A 14,857-nucleotide genomic window follows, 5' to 3' on the forward strand; every position below is an offset into this window, starting at 1 on the left:
ATCACCCCGGCGGCATCAACGGCTGGCCCAGGGCCCGGCGCCACAACCAGTCAACGGCCGCCGCCCCGGGGCGCTCGCTGAACTGGCGCGGCATCGCAAGGGGCTGCCAGGCACCATCGGCCTGGCGCTCCGCCACCACGAAGTTGAACACATAACCCGGCTCCTGGCCCATGCGCAAATCGGTGATCACCAGCTCACTGCCTCGCTCACTCATGCTGAAAAACCCCTTGGTAAACCAGGCCATGCGCGCCACATGGGGCTGCTCCTGCCATTCGCGATACAACTGCTGCCCACCGTCGTGCATCACAAAGGGCGTGGGTTCACGGTCCAGCAGCGAAATATGCCCTTCCGCATAACCGTCCGGGGTCATGGCCAGTACCCGCCACAACAGGGTATTGAGCGGTGCCGGGGTCACCAGCACCCGTTCCGCCGCTATGCCCTGCCGGGCCAGCAATTGCTCCGCCCTGATCTCCACCTGCCACTGGGCCACCAGGCTCCAGCCCAGGTACAGGGTGCTCAGCCACAGTCCCAGCCGGTTGGCCTTCAGGCTTTGCCGGCGCAGGGCAAACCAGAGCCCCGCCAGCAATGGCAGGGTGTAAAGCGGATCAATAATAAAGACGCTGCCCACGCCAAAGGGATAATAGGTAAAGGGCTGGCCCAGCTGGGTGCCGTACACCGTCATGACATCGATGCCCACGTGGGTCATGAAGATCAGCCAGATGGTCAGGGTCCAGCGCCGCCACTGCGCCCGCCGGCCCAGCAGCCAGCCCAACACAGGCGCGCACAGTGTGAGGTAAAACAACGCATGGCTGGCGCCCCTGTGTTTAGTCATGTTGCTGACCGGGTCACCGTAGTCGATCACCACGTCCAGATCCGGCAGGGTGCCGAACAGAGCGCCCGCCAGCGCCGCCTTGCCAATGCCGGCGTGCCGGCCCATAACCGCCACGCCCACGACAGCCCCCAGTGCCATTTGAGAAACTGAATCCATTACGCCTCGCTCAAAACATTCAGCATTTACATCGAGTCTGCTAGCATGCGAGTCCTTGATTTTTAAGCATTCACCGCCATGCAACCCATTGACCGTTTCATAGTGCCCGCCATTGCGCCGCAGGCCAACCCCGAACTTGAACGCCAACTGCAACAGCAGGTGGACAACAAGACCAAACCCCCCGGCGCTCTGGGTGAACTCGAATCCCTCGCCATTCGGCTGGGGCTGATCCAGCAGACCCTTCGGCCAAACATTGTACAGCCCCAGGTGCTGGTGTTTGCCGCCGATCACGGTCTGGTGGAAGAAGGGATCTCGGCCTTTCCCGCCGAGGTGACGCCCCAGATGGTGCACAACTTTTTGCAGGGCGGCGCCGCCATCAATGTGTTTGCCCGCCAGCACCAGTTGGCGCTGCGTGTGGTGGACGCGGGAGTGAACGCCGACTTTGCGCCGCACACAAACCTGATTGACCGCAAAATCCGTAAGGGCACCCGTAATTCCCTGCACCAGCCGGCCATGACCGGTGAAGAATGCGTTCGCGCGCTGAATGCGGGCATGGCGCTGGTGCAAAACCTGCACGGCAACCTGCTGCTGGTGGGAGAAATGGGCATTGGCAACACCTCTGCCGCCAGCCTGCTGCTGGCCCGGCTGGGTGAGTTGCCGGTGGCTGAATGCACCGGCCGCGGCACCGGGCTGGATGACAAGAGCCTGAGCCATAAAACCCGCGTGCTGCAGGCGGTGCTGGCCCGCCATTCCGGTGCGAAATCTCCGCTTGAGGCCTTGGCGGCGCTGGGCGGACTGGAGATAGCCATGATGGCCGGGGCCCTTATTCAGGGAGCCCGCGAACGGCGCATTTTGCTGATGGACGGCTTTATTGCCGGGGTGGCCCTGCTGGTGGCGGAAAAACTGGCGCCGGGCACCCGCGGTTACGCCGTGTTTGGTCATGCCTCGGCCGAGCCCGGCCACCGTCACCTGCTGCGGATGCTCAATGCCACTCCCCTGCTCAATTTAAACCTGCGCCTGGGGGAAGGCAGTGGCGCGGCCCTGGCTTACCCGCTGTTGCAGTCGGCCTGTGCCTTTATGAGTGAGATGGCGAGCTTTGCCGATGCCGGCATCAGCGGAGCCGGTTCATGAAACACGAACTGACCCTGCTGCTGGTGGCCACCCAGTTTCTGACCCGGTTGCCGCTGCCAGCGCTGCGCCGCTTTGATCCGGACTGGCTGCACCAGAGCAGCCGCCATTTTCCCGGTGTGGGCCTGCTGGTGGGCAGCCTGTGCGCCCTCGCCTATGGCCTGGGTGAATTCATGTTTGGGCCACTGGTGGCGGCGGTAATGGCCACCGCCCTGGGTGTTTACATCACCGGCGCCTTTCATGAAGACGGTCTGGCCGACACCTGTGATGGCCTGGGCGGCGGCCTGACCCGAGAGCGGGCGCTGACCATCATGAAAGACTCGCGCCTGGGCACCTTTGGCACCCTGGGGCTGGTGCTGGCGCTGCTGCTGAAAATCACCCTGCTGGCCAGCCTTTCTCCTGCTGCCGCCATGGCGGCGCTGGTGCTGGCCCACGGCGGCTCGCGGCTGGCCTGCATCAGCCTGATTGCCCTGCTGCCCTACGGCGGCGACCCCGAACACGCCAAGGCCAAGCCCATGGCGCAGCAGTTAACCCATGCTCAGTGGTGGCTGGCCAGCCTCTGGCTGCTGCTGCCGCTCTGGCTGTTGTGGCCCTTGTTCAGCCCGGGCGCCTGGCTGTTGGCGGCCGTGCTGACGATGCTGACCACCCTGCACATGTACCGGCTGCTGAAGCGCCGGCTGGGCGGCTATACCGGCGACGGACTGGGGGCTACTCAGCAACTGGCAGAAATTGCAATTTACGCCGGACTAGCGGCCCAGTTATGACCCTGTATATCTGGCGTCACCCCAAGCCCGAGCAGGTTGAAGGCCTCTGCCTGGGGCGCACCGACGCGCCCGCTCACCCGCGCCGACTGCGCCGGCTAGCCAACCAGATACAAGGGTTTGCCCGCCGCCATCGCCTACCCAAAATCATTCACACCAGTCCGCTGCAACGCGCCGCTGGGGTAGGCAAAATGCTGGCACAACGAGGGTGGCAATGGCGGATGATACCGGAATTGCAGGAACTGGACTTTGGCCACTGGGACGGCCGCCTCTGGACGGACATTGATATTGGGGAAATCGACGCCTGGTGCGCCGACTTTGCCGGCTTTGCCCCGGGCGGCGGCGAAAACCTGCACCGGCTGTTTGCCCGAGTGGGTGGCTGGCTGAATACTCTGCCGGGTGAGCCGGTGCTGGCGGTGGGCCACGCCGGCTGGATGAATGCCGCTCACTTGCTGGCCTCGGGCCGGGGGGTTCCCGAGCAGGCCGCCGACTGGCCACGGGCGGTGGCCTACCGGCAGCGGGTGACTATTGCAGCAACTCCAGTTTCACCGGGGCCACACCGGCTCTGATCATGCCAATCTCTTGAGCGGCTCGCTCGGAAAGATCAATGACCCGGCGCTTGGCGTAAGGGCCGCGATCGTTGATGGTCACCACCACCGAGCGCTGGTTGCGCATATTGGTGACCCGCACCTTGGTGCCAAATGGCAGGGTTTTGTGGGCGGCGGTGAGCGCGTTTTTGTTGAAACGCTCGCCACTGGCGGTTTTGCGGCCATGATGCCGGGCACCGTAATAAGACGCCATGCCCTCGTTCAGAAAGGTCGACTGCTCAGCCGGGAGCTCGCTCACCTCCGGAACACCGGGCTGAGTAGCGCAGGCCGACACACCCAGCAACACAACAACACAGCAAGTGCGCAATAACAAACGCATAAGCACCTCAAGACGTTGATTATTGCATTTCCAACCAGGCGACCAGCGCCACCGCCTCCTCGGCGGAGCGCACCGTCAGTTTGGGAATGCAGCAAATACTCAAGCCGGCGGCAAAATGGCGCAGGCTGGCGTTGAGTTCCGGCAGGCATACTAGCCCCGGCAGCGCTCGCCAGTACAGCCCACCTCCCTCGCTCTGCGACAGAAGATGCACCTGGCCGGCAACGTCAATCAGCCGGTCACCGGCGTACCAATGGTGCTCGCCCAGCTCAGACTCCTGCGCAATATGAACAAAATCATGGGTCTCGGCGCAGTGGACCATGGCAGGATAGTGAACCGGAACCGCCCTGGGCGGGTGAACGGTCTTCATCATTTTTACTCCACAAATAAAAAAGCCCCGCCGGCGTTACCGGCAGGGCCATGATGCTAACTCCGGACTCAGATGCCCAGTATTTTCTTGGCCTCGGACAATAGCCGCACAGACTCCTTGTGATCACCAGCCTTGTGCCTGGCTTCCCCTTCGGCCCTGAGCTCCGCGACCCTGGCCGCATCTTCCTGGGACAAGGCCGGATTCTCCGCCAGTTTGGCGTCGATCTCCGACATATGGATCGGACAGCTGTTGGCCAGCACCACACCACTGACCAGCAACAGGCTGCCGCCGAACAACGCAGACATTAAAGCACGCATAGCTACCTCCTTCGTTGTAAGTAACGAGTTAAGGGTAGTGCAGGGATAACTGAAACCAGGTTGCCGCTTCGCGCCAATTTGCAGGCAGGCTGCCCGCGCTCCCATAAAAAAACCCCGGCAAGCCGGGGTTAAAAGAGACCAAACTACAGGGTTTTTGCAATGAATTAACGGTGTTCACGCAGCATCTGAATGCGCTTTTCCAGCGGCGGGTGGCTCATAAACAGTTCGCTGTGGCGCTTGCCGTTGATGCCAAAGGCCGCGAGTGAGCCTTCCAGTTGCGATTCGGGGCCATGGCGCAGGCGCTCCAGGGCGGCGATCATTTTTTCGCGACCGGCCAGGCGGGCACCGCCTTCATCGGCGCGGTATTCCCGCTGGCGACTGAACCACATCACGATAATGGAAGCCAGAATACCGAACACCAGCTCCAGCACCATCACGGTCACGAAGTAGGCAATGCCGCCCATGCCGCCGCCTTCTTCCTCGTCATTGTTGCTGAGAAAGCCGCTAATCACGTTGGCCACGATGCGGGCAAAGAACATCACGAAGGTGTTCACCACCCCCTGGATCAGGGTGAGGGTTACCATGTCGCCGTTGGCCACGTGGCTCACCTCGTGGGCCAGTACGGCCTCGGCTTCGTCCCGGTTCATGCTGTACATCAGGCCGGTAGACACGGCCACCAGCGAGCTGTTGCGGCTGGCGCCGGTGGCAAAGGCGTTCATGTCGGGGGAGTCGTAAATACCCACTTCAGGCATGCCAATGCCGGCCTGCTGAGCCTGGCGCTGCACAGTGGTAAACAGCCAGTGCTCCATTTCGTTGCGGGGCTGTTCAATCACCTGCACGCCGTAGGCGCGCTTGGCCATCCACTTCGACATAAACAGTGAGATGATGGCACCACCAAAACCGAACACGGCGCAGAACACCAGCAGGCCGCCGGTGCTGCGGCTATCAATGCCCAGTACGGAAAACACTATGTTCAGCACCACGCCCAGCACCAGTACCACGGCCAGGTTGGTGGCAATAAACAACAGTATGCGTTTCATAACCCTTCCTTACATTCAGGTAACTGCAGACATAATATGTCCGCTTATGGGAATTTCAAGATGGGCATGATGAATTATTTCAGCAGTGGCGCAAGATCGATAAAGCTTTCTGCGGTTTCTGCCTCGCCTTCGGTGAGCCTGGGCACTTCTCCCAAAAAGGGAGCAGAAATCAGTTGCTTGAGGGTAGCAGCGTTTTCTTCATAGTGGCTCATATGGGCATCTACCCGGTTGAGCACCCAGCCGGCCACCACCAGGCCGTCGTGACGAATGGCTTCCAGGCTGAGCAGGGCATGGTTAATGCAGCCCAGGCGCGCGCCCACCACCAGGATCACCGGCAGGTGCTCCTTCTTCACCCAGTCGGAGAGAAAATGCCCCTGCCCCAACGGCAGCCGCCAGCCACCCGCGCCTTCCACGAAAATCCAGTCGGCGGCGGTTTCCTTTAACCGCGCCAGCCCGTCGGCAATGCAGGGCAACGCAATGGGCTCGCCCGCCTGCTCGGCGGCAATGTGCGGCGCAATGGCCGGCGCAAAGGTGTAGGGGTTGTGCATGGCATAGGGCAGCGGAATGCTGGACTCCGCCTGCAGGGTAAGGGCATCTTCATTTTTCAGCTCGCCGTGAATAAGCTCACACCCCGAGGCCACCGGCTTGTAGCCCAGTACCTGCTTGCCCGCCTCTTTGGCGGCGCGCATCAGGGCACGGGTGACAAAGGTTTTGCCCACTTCGGTGTCGGTGCCAGTAACAAAAAATGCCTTAGCCATAAATTACTCCATATGCCAGCCGGTAGGTGGCCACACAGTGGCCCTGATGGTTTTTAGGATAGATGAGATTGAGCCGCTGCCAGGCGTTTTTGCCCAGCAGGCCAGTCCGGCGGCGACCATTTACCTGATTGGCGCCGATGCCTTTAAGATCGAGCAGAAGGCCTTTGAGCTCGGGGTAAAACAATTGCTCGGTGGCGGTGTACAGTTGCCACTGCCGGCCGGTGGCGGCCAGGTGCTCGCGCAGGTCCGGCTCATGAATAAAACGGTTGATATGGGCATGATCGTCCAGGTCTCGCCAGCTTTGGGACAGCTCTGCCAGGCTGCCGTCCAGCAGGGTGGAAAACACCATGACGCCGCCGGGTTTAAGCCGCCGGCTCCAGCTGTCAAGCCAGGCGGCGGTGTCGCTGCTCCATTGCATGCACAGGTTGGCAAAGATGAAATCGAGGCTGCGCTCGGCCAGTGGCGGGGCGTCCATATCGGCACACAGAGGTACAATGTCGGCCTGAGTAGCGGCCTGTTGCAGCATGGCCGGCGAGAGATCCAGCGCCAGCAGTTGCTGCGCCCGGGCCTTGAGCGCCGGGGCAAACCAGCCACTGCCACAGCCCAGGTCCAGCCCGGTGTGAGCCCGCGCCGGCAAATGGCCGAGCAGCGCCTCGCCCGTACGCCGCTGCAGGGCGTTATGGCGGTCGTAGCTGGTGGCCGCGCGACTGAAAGCCTCGGCCACTCTGTGTTTGTCGACCTGTTGCATGGGGTTCTCCGGTGTCGTCATTCCGGCCTGTGAGCCGGAATCCATTCTGAAGATAGCGGTGCACTCAAACTCATAAGGTGCACCATGCCCTGGACTCCCGCCTTCGCGGGAGTGACGGTGTTATGCCTACAGGGCACTGTGCAGGGCATCAGTCAGCCGTTGCACGTCTGCCTGGGTGTGAGCGGCGCTCAGGGTGATGCGCAGCCGGGCCGAGCCCTTGGGCACGGTGGGCGGGCGAATGGCACCGGTCCACAGGCCCTGTTGTTTAAGCGCAGCGGCAAGCGTCAGGGTGGCGGCTTCTTCTCCCGCCACCAGTGGCTGAATGGCGGTGGCCGAGGGCAGCAGTTGCAACGGTAACTCCGCCACGCCGTTACGGAACTGAGCTACCAGAGCACGCAGATGGGCCCGCCTGTCGTCGGCCTTTCTTACCAGGCGCACGGCGGCCAGCACGGCGGCGGCCTGGGGCGGCGGCAAATGGGTGCTGTAAATGTAGCTGCGGCCAAAGTTGTGCAGATACTCCACCAGTTCCCGGCTGCCGCCCACAAAGGCACCGCTTACCCCCAGGGCCTTGCCAAAGGTGCCCATAAAAATATTCACGCTACTGGCTTCAAGACCCTGCTCGGCAAGGGTGCCCCTGCCTTCTTCGCCCAGCACACCCAGACCATGAGCATCGTCTATCATCAGCCAGTTGCCACTGCCGTTGGCCAGCCTTGTCAGCTCGGCCCAGGGGGCCATGTCGCCGTCCATGCTGAACACCCCTTCCGACACAATCAGCCCCGCCGACGGCTTGAGTTTTTTCTCAAGAGCCGTCATGTCGTTATGGGCAAAGCGCACCATGCGCGCCGGACTCAGCAGGCCGGCTTCCTGCAGCGAGGCATGATTGAGCCTGTCCTGCCAGAGGGTGTGCTCCTTGCTGAGCAGCGCCTTGATGACCGCCTGATTGGCGGAAAACCCCGAGCTGAACAGCATAACGCTTTCAAGGCCCAGCCAGTCACAGAGCTCGCTTTCCAGCTCCCGGTGAATGGCCTGATGGCCCACCACCAGGGGCGAGGCTACGGCACCAACGCCGTAGTCTCGTGCCGCCCGCTCGGCGGCTTCCCGCAATTCGGGTGCCCGGCTCAGGCCCAGGTAATCGTTGCCGGCAAAATTGACGAACTGCTTACCGTCGGAATACAGGCTACGGCCGTCCACCCGGTCGATGGCCGGCAGCGTACGTTTCAGTCCGGCGGCTTCGCGCTCGGCCAGGCTCAGGTTAAAAGGCATGGAGTTGCTCTCCTGGGTACCGAAATAAATCTGCTGCACACCGCATTGCCGGCCACTGGATCCCCGCCTTCGCGGGGATGACAGAAAGGTGCGGGAATGGCGGAAAGCTGCGGGGGGTGACGGCAAGGGAATACCGGCTTCCAGCTCTGTTTTAAGCTTCGTAATAAAGCGGTTTGGGGGCGTTTTGCTCGGCAATTTGCTCGTGCAGCTCGATTTCCGCCATTTCATCCGGCTTCTGGCTGACGCCGCTGGGACGAATGCCCAGGCGCTTGAACAGCTGCATGTCGCTGTTTTCATCCGGGTTCGGGGTAGTGAGCAGTTTACAGCCGTAAAAAATGGAGTTGGCGCCGGCCATAAAGCACATGGCCTGCATTTGCTCGTTCATTTTTTCACGGCCAGCCGACAGCCGCACATGGCTTTGAGGCATCAGAATACGGGCCACGGCAATGGTGCGGATAAAGTCGAAATCGTCGAGATCTTCCTGATCCTCCATCGGCGTGCCTTTTACCTTCACCAGCATGTTGATGGGCACACTCTCGGGCTGACGGGGCAGGTTGGCCAGGGCCAGCAACAGGCCGGCGCGATCTTCCGGGCTTTCTCCCAGGCCCACAATGCCGCCGGAGCACACCTTCATGCCCGCCTCGCGCACGTTTTCCAGGGTGTTGAGCCGGTCGGCATAGGTACGGGTGGTAATGATGTCACCGTAGAACTCGGGGCTGGTGTCGAGGTTATGGTTGTAATAATCGAGCCCGGCGTCGGCGAGACGGCTTGCCTGTTCGGCGTCCAGCATGCCCAGTGTCATGCAGGTTTCCAGCCCCATGGCCTTGACTTCCTGCACCATTTTCACCAGATAAGGCATGTCGCGCTCTTTGGGGTTGCGCCAGGCCGCGCCCATGCAGAAGCGGCTGGAGCCGTTTACCTTGGCCTCGCGGGCGCGCTCCAGCACCTTTTCCACTTCCATCAGCCGCTCGGTTTCCAGCCCGGTGTTGTAGCGGGCACTCTGGGGGCAGTATTTGCAGTCTTCCGGGCAGGCGCCGGTTTTGATGGAAAGCAGGGTGCTGACCTGCACTTCGTTGGGGTCGAAGTTGGCCCTGTGCACCTGCTGAGCTTCAAACAACAAATCGAAAAACGGGCGGTTAAACAGTTCGAGCACCTGCTCGCGGGTCCAGAGTGTACGGCTCATGCTGCGGCCTTTTCATTAAGTTTTAATAGGGGTGTTTTGCTTGGCTAGTGTAAGGGCCGATGTTAGCCTGTCAATCACAACCGAATCACAAAGTTGACATTCGATTAATTTATGAGCAACCAAAACTTTGACCTGCACCACCTGTGGCACCCGTATACTTCTCTTACGCGTCCCCTGCCCTGCTATGAAGTCGACAGCGCCGAGGGCGTGTATTTGCAGCTGAAAGACGGCCGCCGGCTGGTGGATGGCATGTCGTCCTGGTGGGCCTGCCTGCACGGTTATAATGTGCCCGAGCTGAACGCCGCCGCCACGGCCCAGCTGGGCAAAATGTCTCATGTGATGTTTGGCGGCCTGACCCACGATCCGGCCATTGAGCTGTGCCGAGCACTGACCAAGGTGCTGCCCTCAGCGCTGGACCGCTTCTTTCTGGCCGACTCGGGCTCGGTGTCGGTGGAAGTGGCACTGAAAATGGCCATTCAGTACTGGCACGGCCGGGGCACCCCCAAAACCCGCTTTGCCTCACTCAGCCGTGGCTACCACGGCGATACCTTTGGCGCCATGAGTGTGTGCGACCCCAACGGCGGCATGCACAGTCTGTACAAGGGCTTTTTGCCCGAGCATATTTTTGTGTCCAGGCCCGAAAGTTGCTTTGGTGAAGAGTTTGATCAGAGCGACCTGCAGGCACTTGAGGCGGTATTTGAACAGCATCATCACGAGCTGGCGGCACTGATCCTCGAGCCCGTGGTACAGGGCGCCGGTGGCATGCGCTTTTATCATCCGAATTACCTGAAAGGTGCCCGTGAATTGTGCGAGCGCTACGATGTGTTGCTGATTGCCGACGAGATCGCCACCGGCTTTGGCCGCACCGGCAAGCTGTTTGCCTGCGAGTGGGCCGGTATTTCGCCGGACATTATCTGCATCGGCAAGGCACTCACCGGCGGTTACATGACCATGGCCGCCACCATCACCACAAAGCATGTCGCCGAGACCATCTGCAACGGCCCGGCCGGAGTGCTGATGCACGGCCCCACCTTTATGGCCAATCCCCTGGCCTGTGCCGTGGCGCTGGCCAGCCTGAAATTGCTGCTGGAATCTCCCTGGCAACAGCGCATTCAGTCCATAGAGGAACAGATGCGGCGCGAGCTGGCCCCGGCGCTGGAATTGCCTTCAGTGGCCGATGTGAGGGTACTGGGTGGCATTGGCGTGGTGGAACTGCATGAGCCGCTAAATGTGGCCGAGGTGCAAAAGCAGCTGGTGGAGCTGGGCGTGTGGATACGGCCCTTTGGCAAACTGTTTTACATTATGCCGCCCTACGTTATTCAGCCCGACGAGCTGAGCAAGCTTACTTCTGCCATGGTGGCGGTGTGTGAGGGCGTGTAGTACTGCGTGATCATCCTCGCAGTATAAGAAGGGGGTTCAGACTGCTGACAAACCATCGTCTTTCTCTATCGTCACTCCGCGAAGGCAGGAGCATAGTGCAATATGTCATGGTTCTTCACTTCGCGGAGATGACGATAGTTAATTAAATATAGAGCTAACCGTTACACCAGCTCGCGACAGACCAGGTCGACCAGCATGCGAATGTGAGCTGGGTTGTCGTTCAGGGCAGGAATGTAACGATACTGCTCGCCCCCGGCCTTGATAAAGATCTCCTGGTTTTGCTCGGCGATCTCTTCCAGGGTTTCCAGACAGTCGGCAGAAAAGGCCGGGCAGATCACATCCAGCTTTTTAATGCCTTCTTTGGGCAATTTTTCCATGGTTTTGTCGGTGTAGGGCTGAAGCCATTCTTCCCGGCCAAAACGTGACTGAAAGGTGGTGCGCCACTGATGCGGCTCCAGTCCCAGCTCTTCCGCCAGCAGTTCGGAAGTGCGATGGCACTGTTTTCCGTAAGGGTCGCCTTCATTTTCAAAGCGCTTGGGAATGCCGTGGTAAGAGAGCAGCAGCAAATCACCCTGGCCGTGCTCCTGCCAGTGCGCCCGCACCGAATCCGCCAGCGCCGTGATATAGCCGCTGAAGTCGTGGTAGTCGTGCACAAAGCGCAGGGCCGGCACCAGCCGCTCCTGTTTCATCAGTTTGGCCCAGGCATCAAACACCGAGGCGGTGGTACTCACCGAGTACTGCGGATACAACGGCAGCACAATGACCCGATCCACCCCCTGCTCTTTGAGCTGTTGCCAGGCCGAGTTGATGGACGGCTCGCCATAGCTCATACCCAGTGCCACGGGTACGTCTATGCCTTCGTCCTGCAGCGCCTGTTGCAAGGCCGCCTGCTGGCGACGACTCACCACCATTAATGGCGAGCCTTCCGGCCACCAGATGGATTGGTAGAGTTTGGCCACCTTGGGCGAACGGAACGGCAAAATAATGCCATGAAGCAACGGACACCACAGCGAGCGGGGCAAATCCACTACCCGGTGGTCGTGCAGAAACTGACTGAGAAAGGCCTTTACCGCCGCCGAGGTGGGAGCGGAAGGCGTACCCAGGTTGACCAGTATAACGCCTGTTTTCACCTTGTTACCTGCCTTTTACAAACAACAAAAAGCCGGACCCTTGCAGGCCCGGCTCGAACAATACCGGCTTACGCCAGAATGTCGGTCAGCTCGCGGCTGACGGCTTCCACCGACTGGGTACCATCCACCTTGTGGTGCTTGGTGTGGCCAGCGTCGGCTTCTTTCTTGTAGTAGTCGATGAGCGGGGCGGTTTGCTCGTGGTATACCGCCAGACGCTTGCGCACTGTGGTTTCTTCGTCATCGGCGCGGATCACCAGGTCTTCACCGGTGACATCGTCCTTGCCTTCCACCTTGGGCGGGTTATACACCAGGTGGTAAACCCGGCCGGAGCCCGGGTGAACACGGCGGCCGCTCATGCGCTTGACGATTTCTTCGTCGGGCACGGCAAATTCCAGTACGAAGTCCACGTCCACACCGGCTTCCTTCATGGCATCGGCCTGAGGAATGGTGCGGGGGAAACCGTCGAGCAGGAAGCCCTTGGCGCAGTCGTCCTGGCTGATGCGCTCCTTGACCAGACCAATGATGATGTCGTCAGACACCAGCTGGCCATTGTCCATCACTTCTTTGGCCTTCAGGCCCAGCGGAGTGCCGGCCTTGATAGCGGCACGCAGCATGTCGCCAGTCGAAATTTGCGGAATACCGAACTTCTCCATGATGAACTGAGCTTGCGTTCCCTTACCCGCGCCCGGAGCACCCAGCAAAACGATGCGCATAACAGCGTCCTCTTTTTGATTAGTCATTCACAAATTGGGCCTGATTGTGTCATGACACCGCCATGGGGACAAGTAACAGCACGGCCAGTTAGACCTATTGATTATATATGCGCCGTTTTTACAGCGGCGGCCAGCCATAAAAAACCCGGCTCCAGGCCGGGTTTTGTGTTTCTAGCGTTATGTTGATCAGTCCAGCAGCAGGCGGTTAACCCGGGCCACAAAGGCGGCGGGATCCTTCAGGCCGCCCTGCTCGGCAAGCTGGGCCTGCTCCAGCAGCAGCTGGGACCATTCGTTGAACTGCTCGCCCTCGCCCAGGCTTTCCAGCTTTTTCACCAGGCTGTGCTCGGGGTTCAGCTCCAGAATGTATTTCTGCTCCGGCACCGGCTGGCCAGCGGCACGCATCAGCTTGATCATCTGGGTGCTCATGTCGTGCTCGCCGGCCACCACGCAAGACGGGGTGCTGGTCAGACGATGAGTCAGACGTACTTCCTTCACCTCATCGCCCAAGGCAGTCTGCACCCGCTCCAGCAGCGGCTTGAGGGCTTCCTTGGCTTCTTCCCGGGCCTTCTTGGTTTCCTCGTCGTCCAGCTCGCCCAGATCCAGCTCGCCCTTGGTCACGGACACAAACTGCTTGTCCTTGAAGTCGTTCAGGTGGTTCATCAGCCACTCATCTACCCGCTCCCACATCAGCAGCACTTCAATGCCCTTCTTGCGGAAGATTTCCAGGTGCGGGCTGTGGCTGGCAGCGGCGTAGCTGTCGGCGGTGATGTAGTAGATCTTGTCCTGGCCTTCCTTCATGCGCTCAAGGTAATCAGCCAGCGACACGGTCTGAGCGTCGGAGTCGTTATGGGTGCTAGCAAAACGCAGCAGGCCGGCAATTTGCTCGCGGTTGGCGAAGTCTTCCGCCGGGCCTTCTTTCAGCACGTTACCGAACTCTTCCCAGAAGCCCTGGTATTTTTCGGTTTCGTTCTTGGCCATCTGCTCCAGCATGGACAGCACCCGCTTGGTGCAGGCCTTACGCAGCTGGGCGGTGACCTTGTTGTCCTGCAGAATTTCGCGGGACACGTTCAGGGGCAGATCGTTGGAGTCGAGCACACCTTTTACAAAGCGCAGGTAGGTGGGCATGAACTGCTCGGCGTCGTCCATAATGAACACCCGCTGCACATAAAGCTTGAGGCCGTGGCTCTGGTCGCGGTTATACAGATCAAAGGGCGCCTTGGCGGGCACATACAGCAGGCTGGTGTATTCCTGGTTCCCTTCCACCTTGTTGTGGCTCCAGGCCAGGGCATCCTGCCAATCGTGGGAAATGTGCTTGTAGAATTCCTGGTATTCCTCATCGGTCACGTCGCTCTTGGAGCGGGTCCACAGCGCGGTGGCCTTGTTCACCTGCTCCCACTGGCCGTCGGTGGCGGGTGAGGTAACATTGCCGTCTTCGTCGGTCTGCTCGGGAGAGCCGTCTTTCCACATTTCCACGGCAATGCTGATGTGATCGGAATACTTGCCAACGATGCTGCGCAGGCGCCAGTCGTCGAGGAACTCCTGCTCTTCCTCACGCAGGTGCAGGATCACGTCGGTGCCACGGCCGGCTTTTTCGATGTCGGCCACGGTAAAGCTGCCGTCGCCGTCGGATTCCCAGCGCACGCCGCGATCGGTGCTTTCACCGGCGGCCCGGGTCAGCACGGTCACCTTGTCGGCCACGATAAAGGCGGAGTAAAAGCCCACGCCGAACTGGCCGATCAGCTGAGAGTCCTTGGCCTGGTCACCAGAGAGCTGGCTGAAGAAGGCCTTGGTACCCGACTTGGCAATGGTGCCCAGGTGCTCGATCACCTCGTCGCGGGTCATGCCAATGCCGTTGTCGGAAATGGTCAGGGTCTTGTTGTCCTTGTCGATGACCAGGCGCACCCGCAGGTTGCCATCGCTCTCGAACAGATCACTGTTGGACAGCGCCTTGAAGCGCAGTTTGTCGGCGGCATCGGCGGCGTTGGACACCAGTTCCCGCAAAAACACTTCTTTGTTGGAGTACAGGCTGTGGGCCATCAGGCTGAGCAGCTGTTTGACTTCGGTTTGAAAACCATGGGTTTCGGTATGCACGGCTTCGGTCATCTTGATGTTCCTTGCTTGGTTTAACCTACAGCCAGAAAGATGGGGACGGTG

Annotated in this window: 16 protein-coding genes; 4 read left to right on the plus strand and 12 right to left on the minus strand. The window is 60.4% G+C overall.

Annotated elements, in window-relative coordinates:
• Position 1 precedes the first annotated feature (1 nt).
• Entirely contained in the window at positions 2–988 is a 987-nt protein-coding gene (locus Q9290_RS03430) for a metal-dependent hydrolase (protein WP_306078240.1), read from the minus strand.
• A 78-nt stretch (positions 989–1,066) separates the two neighbouring features.
• Between Q9290_RS03430 and cobT the strand changes: the two genes are divergently transcribed.
• From cobT to Q9290_RS03445, 3 genes are read left to right on the plus strand one after another with little or no spacing between them, the layout of a single operon-like run.
• Positions 1,067–2,119 carry a nicotinate-nucleotide--dimethylbenzimidazole phosphoribosyltransferase gene (gene cobT, locus Q9290_RS03435; protein WP_306078241.1) on the plus strand — a complete coding sequence of 351 codons (1,053 nt, stop codon included), beginning with the start codon at positions 1,067–1,069 and terminating at the stop codon, positions 2,117–2,119.
• Positions 2,116–2,880 carry an adenosylcobinamide-GDP ribazoletransferase gene (gene cobS / locus Q9290_RS03440; RefSeq protein WP_306078242.1) on the plus strand — a complete coding sequence of 255 codons (765 nt, stop codon included), beginning with the start codon at positions 2,116–2,118 and terminating at the stop codon, positions 2,878–2,880. The genes cobT and cobS overlap by 4 nt, the downstream gene beginning before the upstream one ends.
• Positions 2,877–3,446: a histidine phosphatase family protein gene (locus Q9290_RS03445; RefSeq protein WP_306078243.1), complete on the plus strand. Its 570-nt coding sequence runs from the start codon at positions 2,877–2,879 to the stop codon at positions 3,444–3,446. Before cobS ends, Q9290_RS03445 begins: the two co-directional genes overlap by 4 nt.
• On the opposite strand, the gene Q9290_RS03450 is transcribed toward Q9290_RS03445, so the two are convergent.
• From Q9290_RS03450 to bioB, 8 genes are all read right to left on the minus strand, one after another.
• Positions 3,403–3,723, minus strand: a complete 321-nt coding sequence (locus tag Q9290_RS03450) for a septal ring lytic transglycosylase RlpA family protein (protein ID WP_306078244.1) — start codon at positions 3,721–3,723, stop codon at positions 3,403–3,405. The genes Q9290_RS03445 and Q9290_RS03450 overlap by 44 nt on opposite strands.
• A 100-nt stretch (positions 3,724–3,823) precedes the next feature.
• The gene (locus Q9290_RS03455; protein ID WP_306078245.1) at positions 3,824–4,174 is read right to left on the minus strand and encodes a DUF4144 family protein; all 351 of its coding nucleotides are present in this window, start codon (positions 4,172–4,174) and stop codon (positions 3,824–3,826) included.
• A 65-nt stretch (positions 4,175–4,239) separates the two neighbouring features.
• On the minus strand, positions 4,240–4,488 hold the full coding sequence (locus Q9290_RS03460) for a hypothetical protein (RefSeq protein ID WP_306078246.1): 249 nt from the start codon (positions 4,486–4,488) through the stop codon (positions 4,240–4,242).
• 164 nt (positions 4,489–4,652) lie between these two features.
• Entirely contained in the window at positions 4,653–5,528 is an 876-nt protein-coding gene (htpX, locus tag Q9290_RS03465) for a protease HtpX (RefSeq protein ID WP_306078247.1), read from the minus strand.
• 74 nt (positions 5,529–5,602) lie between these two features.
• The gene (gene bioD, locus Q9290_RS03470) at positions 5,603–6,286 is read right to left on the minus strand and encodes a dethiobiotin synthase (protein WP_306078248.1); all 684 of its coding nucleotides are present in this window, start codon (positions 6,284–6,286) and stop codon (positions 5,603–5,605) included.
• Positions 6,279–7,034: a methyltransferase domain-containing protein gene (locus Q9290_RS03475; protein WP_306078249.1), complete on the minus strand. Its 756-nt coding sequence runs from the start codon at positions 7,032–7,034 to the stop codon at positions 6,279–6,281. Before Q9290_RS03475 ends, bioD begins: the two co-directional genes overlap by 8 nt.
• A 126-nt stretch (positions 7,035–7,160) precedes the next feature.
• Positions 7,161–8,297 (minus strand): 8-amino-7-oxononanoate synthase, encoded by a 1,137-nt coding sequence (bioF, locus tag Q9290_RS03480; protein ID WP_306078250.1) that lies wholly within the window; start codon positions 8,295–8,297, stop codon positions 7,161–7,163.
• A gap of 151 nt (positions 8,298–8,448) precedes the next feature.
• Positions 8,449–9,480, minus strand: a complete 1,032-nt coding sequence (bioB, locus tag Q9290_RS03485; protein ID WP_306078251.1) for a biotin synthase BioB — start codon at positions 9,478–9,480, stop codon at positions 8,449–8,451.
• 111 nt (positions 9,481–9,591) lie between these two features.
• On the opposite strand from bioB, the gene bioA reads away from it, so the two are divergent.
• Positions 9,592–10,860 carry an adenosylmethionine--8-amino-7-oxononanoate transaminase gene (bioA, locus tag Q9290_RS03490; RefSeq protein ID WP_306078252.1) on the plus strand — a complete coding sequence of 423 codons (1,269 nt, stop codon included), beginning with the start codon at positions 9,592–9,594 and terminating at the stop codon, positions 10,858–10,860.
• A 161-nt stretch (positions 10,861–11,021) separates the two neighbouring features.
• Here bioA and hemH read toward each other — a convergent pair whose 3' ends face one another.
• From hemH to htpG, 3 genes are all read right to left on the minus strand, one after another.
• Entirely contained in the window at positions 11,022–11,990 is a 969-nt protein-coding gene (hemH, locus tag Q9290_RS03495; protein WP_306078253.1) for a ferrochelatase, read from the minus strand.
• Positions 11,991–12,058: 68 nt separating this feature from the next.
• Positions 12,059–12,703: an adenylate kinase gene (adk, locus tag Q9290_RS03500; RefSeq protein ID WP_306078254.1), complete on the minus strand. Its 645-nt coding sequence runs from the start codon at positions 12,701–12,703 to the stop codon at positions 12,059–12,061.
• Positions 12,704–12,889: 186 nt separating this feature from the next.
• A complete protein-coding gene (gene htpG, locus Q9290_RS03505; RefSeq protein ID WP_306078255.1) occupies positions 12,890–14,806 on the minus strand; it encodes a molecular chaperone HtpG in 1,917 nt (638 codons plus the stop codon).
• Between the last annotated feature and the right edge of the window lie 51 nt (positions 14,807–14,857).

This window comes from Oceanimonas aquatica, from assembly GCF_030732065.1.
GTDB lineage: Bacteria > Pseudomonadota > Gammaproteobacteria > Enterobacterales > Aeromonadaceae > Oceanimonas.

Excerpts from the sequence above, each read along its gene's own strand:
- cobT (WP_306078241.1), top strand. The coding sequence starts at position 1,067 with ATGCAACCCATTGACCGTTTCATAGTGCCCGCCATTGCGCCGCAGGCC.
- Q9290_RS03460 (WP_306078246.1), bottom strand. The coding sequence starts at position 4,488 with ATGCGTGCTTTAATGTCTGCGTTGTTCGGCGGCAGCCTGTTGCTGGTC.
- bioD (WP_306078248.1), bottom strand. The coding sequence starts at position 6,286 with ATGGCTAAGGCATTTTTTGTTACTGGCACCGACACCGAAGTGGGCAAA.
- htpG (WP_306078255.1), bottom strand. The coding sequence starts at position 14,806 with ATGACCGAAGCCGTGCATACCGAAACCCATGGTTTTCAAACCGAAGTC.
- htpX (WP_306078247.1), bottom strand. The coding sequence starts at position 5,528 with ATGAAACGCATACTGTTGTTTATTGCCACCAACCTGGCCGTGGTACTG.
- Q9290_RS03455 (WP_306078245.1), bottom strand. The coding sequence starts at position 4,174 with ATGATGAAGACCGTTCACCCGCCCAGGGCGGTTCCGGTTCACTATCCT.
- Q9290_RS03475 (WP_306078249.1), bottom strand. The coding sequence starts at position 7,034 with ATGCAACAGGTCGACAAACACAGAGTGGCCGAGGCTTTCAGTCGCGCG.
- bioF (WP_306078250.1), bottom strand. The coding sequence starts at position 8,297 with ATGCCTTTTAACCTGAGCCTGGCCGAGCGCGAAGCCGCCGGACTGAAA.
- Q9290_RS03430 (WP_306078240.1), bottom strand. The coding sequence starts at position 988 with ATGGATTCAGTTTCTCAAATGGCACTGGGGGCTGTCGTGGGCGTGGCG.
- bioB (WP_306078251.1), bottom strand. The coding sequence starts at position 9,480 with ATGAGCCGTACACTCTGGACCCGCGAGCAGGTGCTCGAACTGTTTAAC.
- cobS (WP_306078242.1), top strand. The coding sequence starts at position 2,116 with ATGAAACACGAACTGACCCTGCTGCTGGTGGCCACCCAGTTTCTGACC.
- bioA (WP_306078252.1), top strand. The coding sequence starts at position 9,592 with ATGAGCAACCAAAACTTTGACCTGCACCACCTGTGGCACCCGTATACT.
- adk (WP_306078254.1), bottom strand. The coding sequence starts at position 12,703 with ATGCGCATCGTTTTGCTGGGTGCTCCGGGCGCGGGTAAGGGAACGCAA.
- Q9290_RS03445 (WP_306078243.1), top strand. The coding sequence starts at position 2,877 with ATGACCCTGTATATCTGGCGTCACCCCAAGCCCGAGCAGGTTGAAGGC.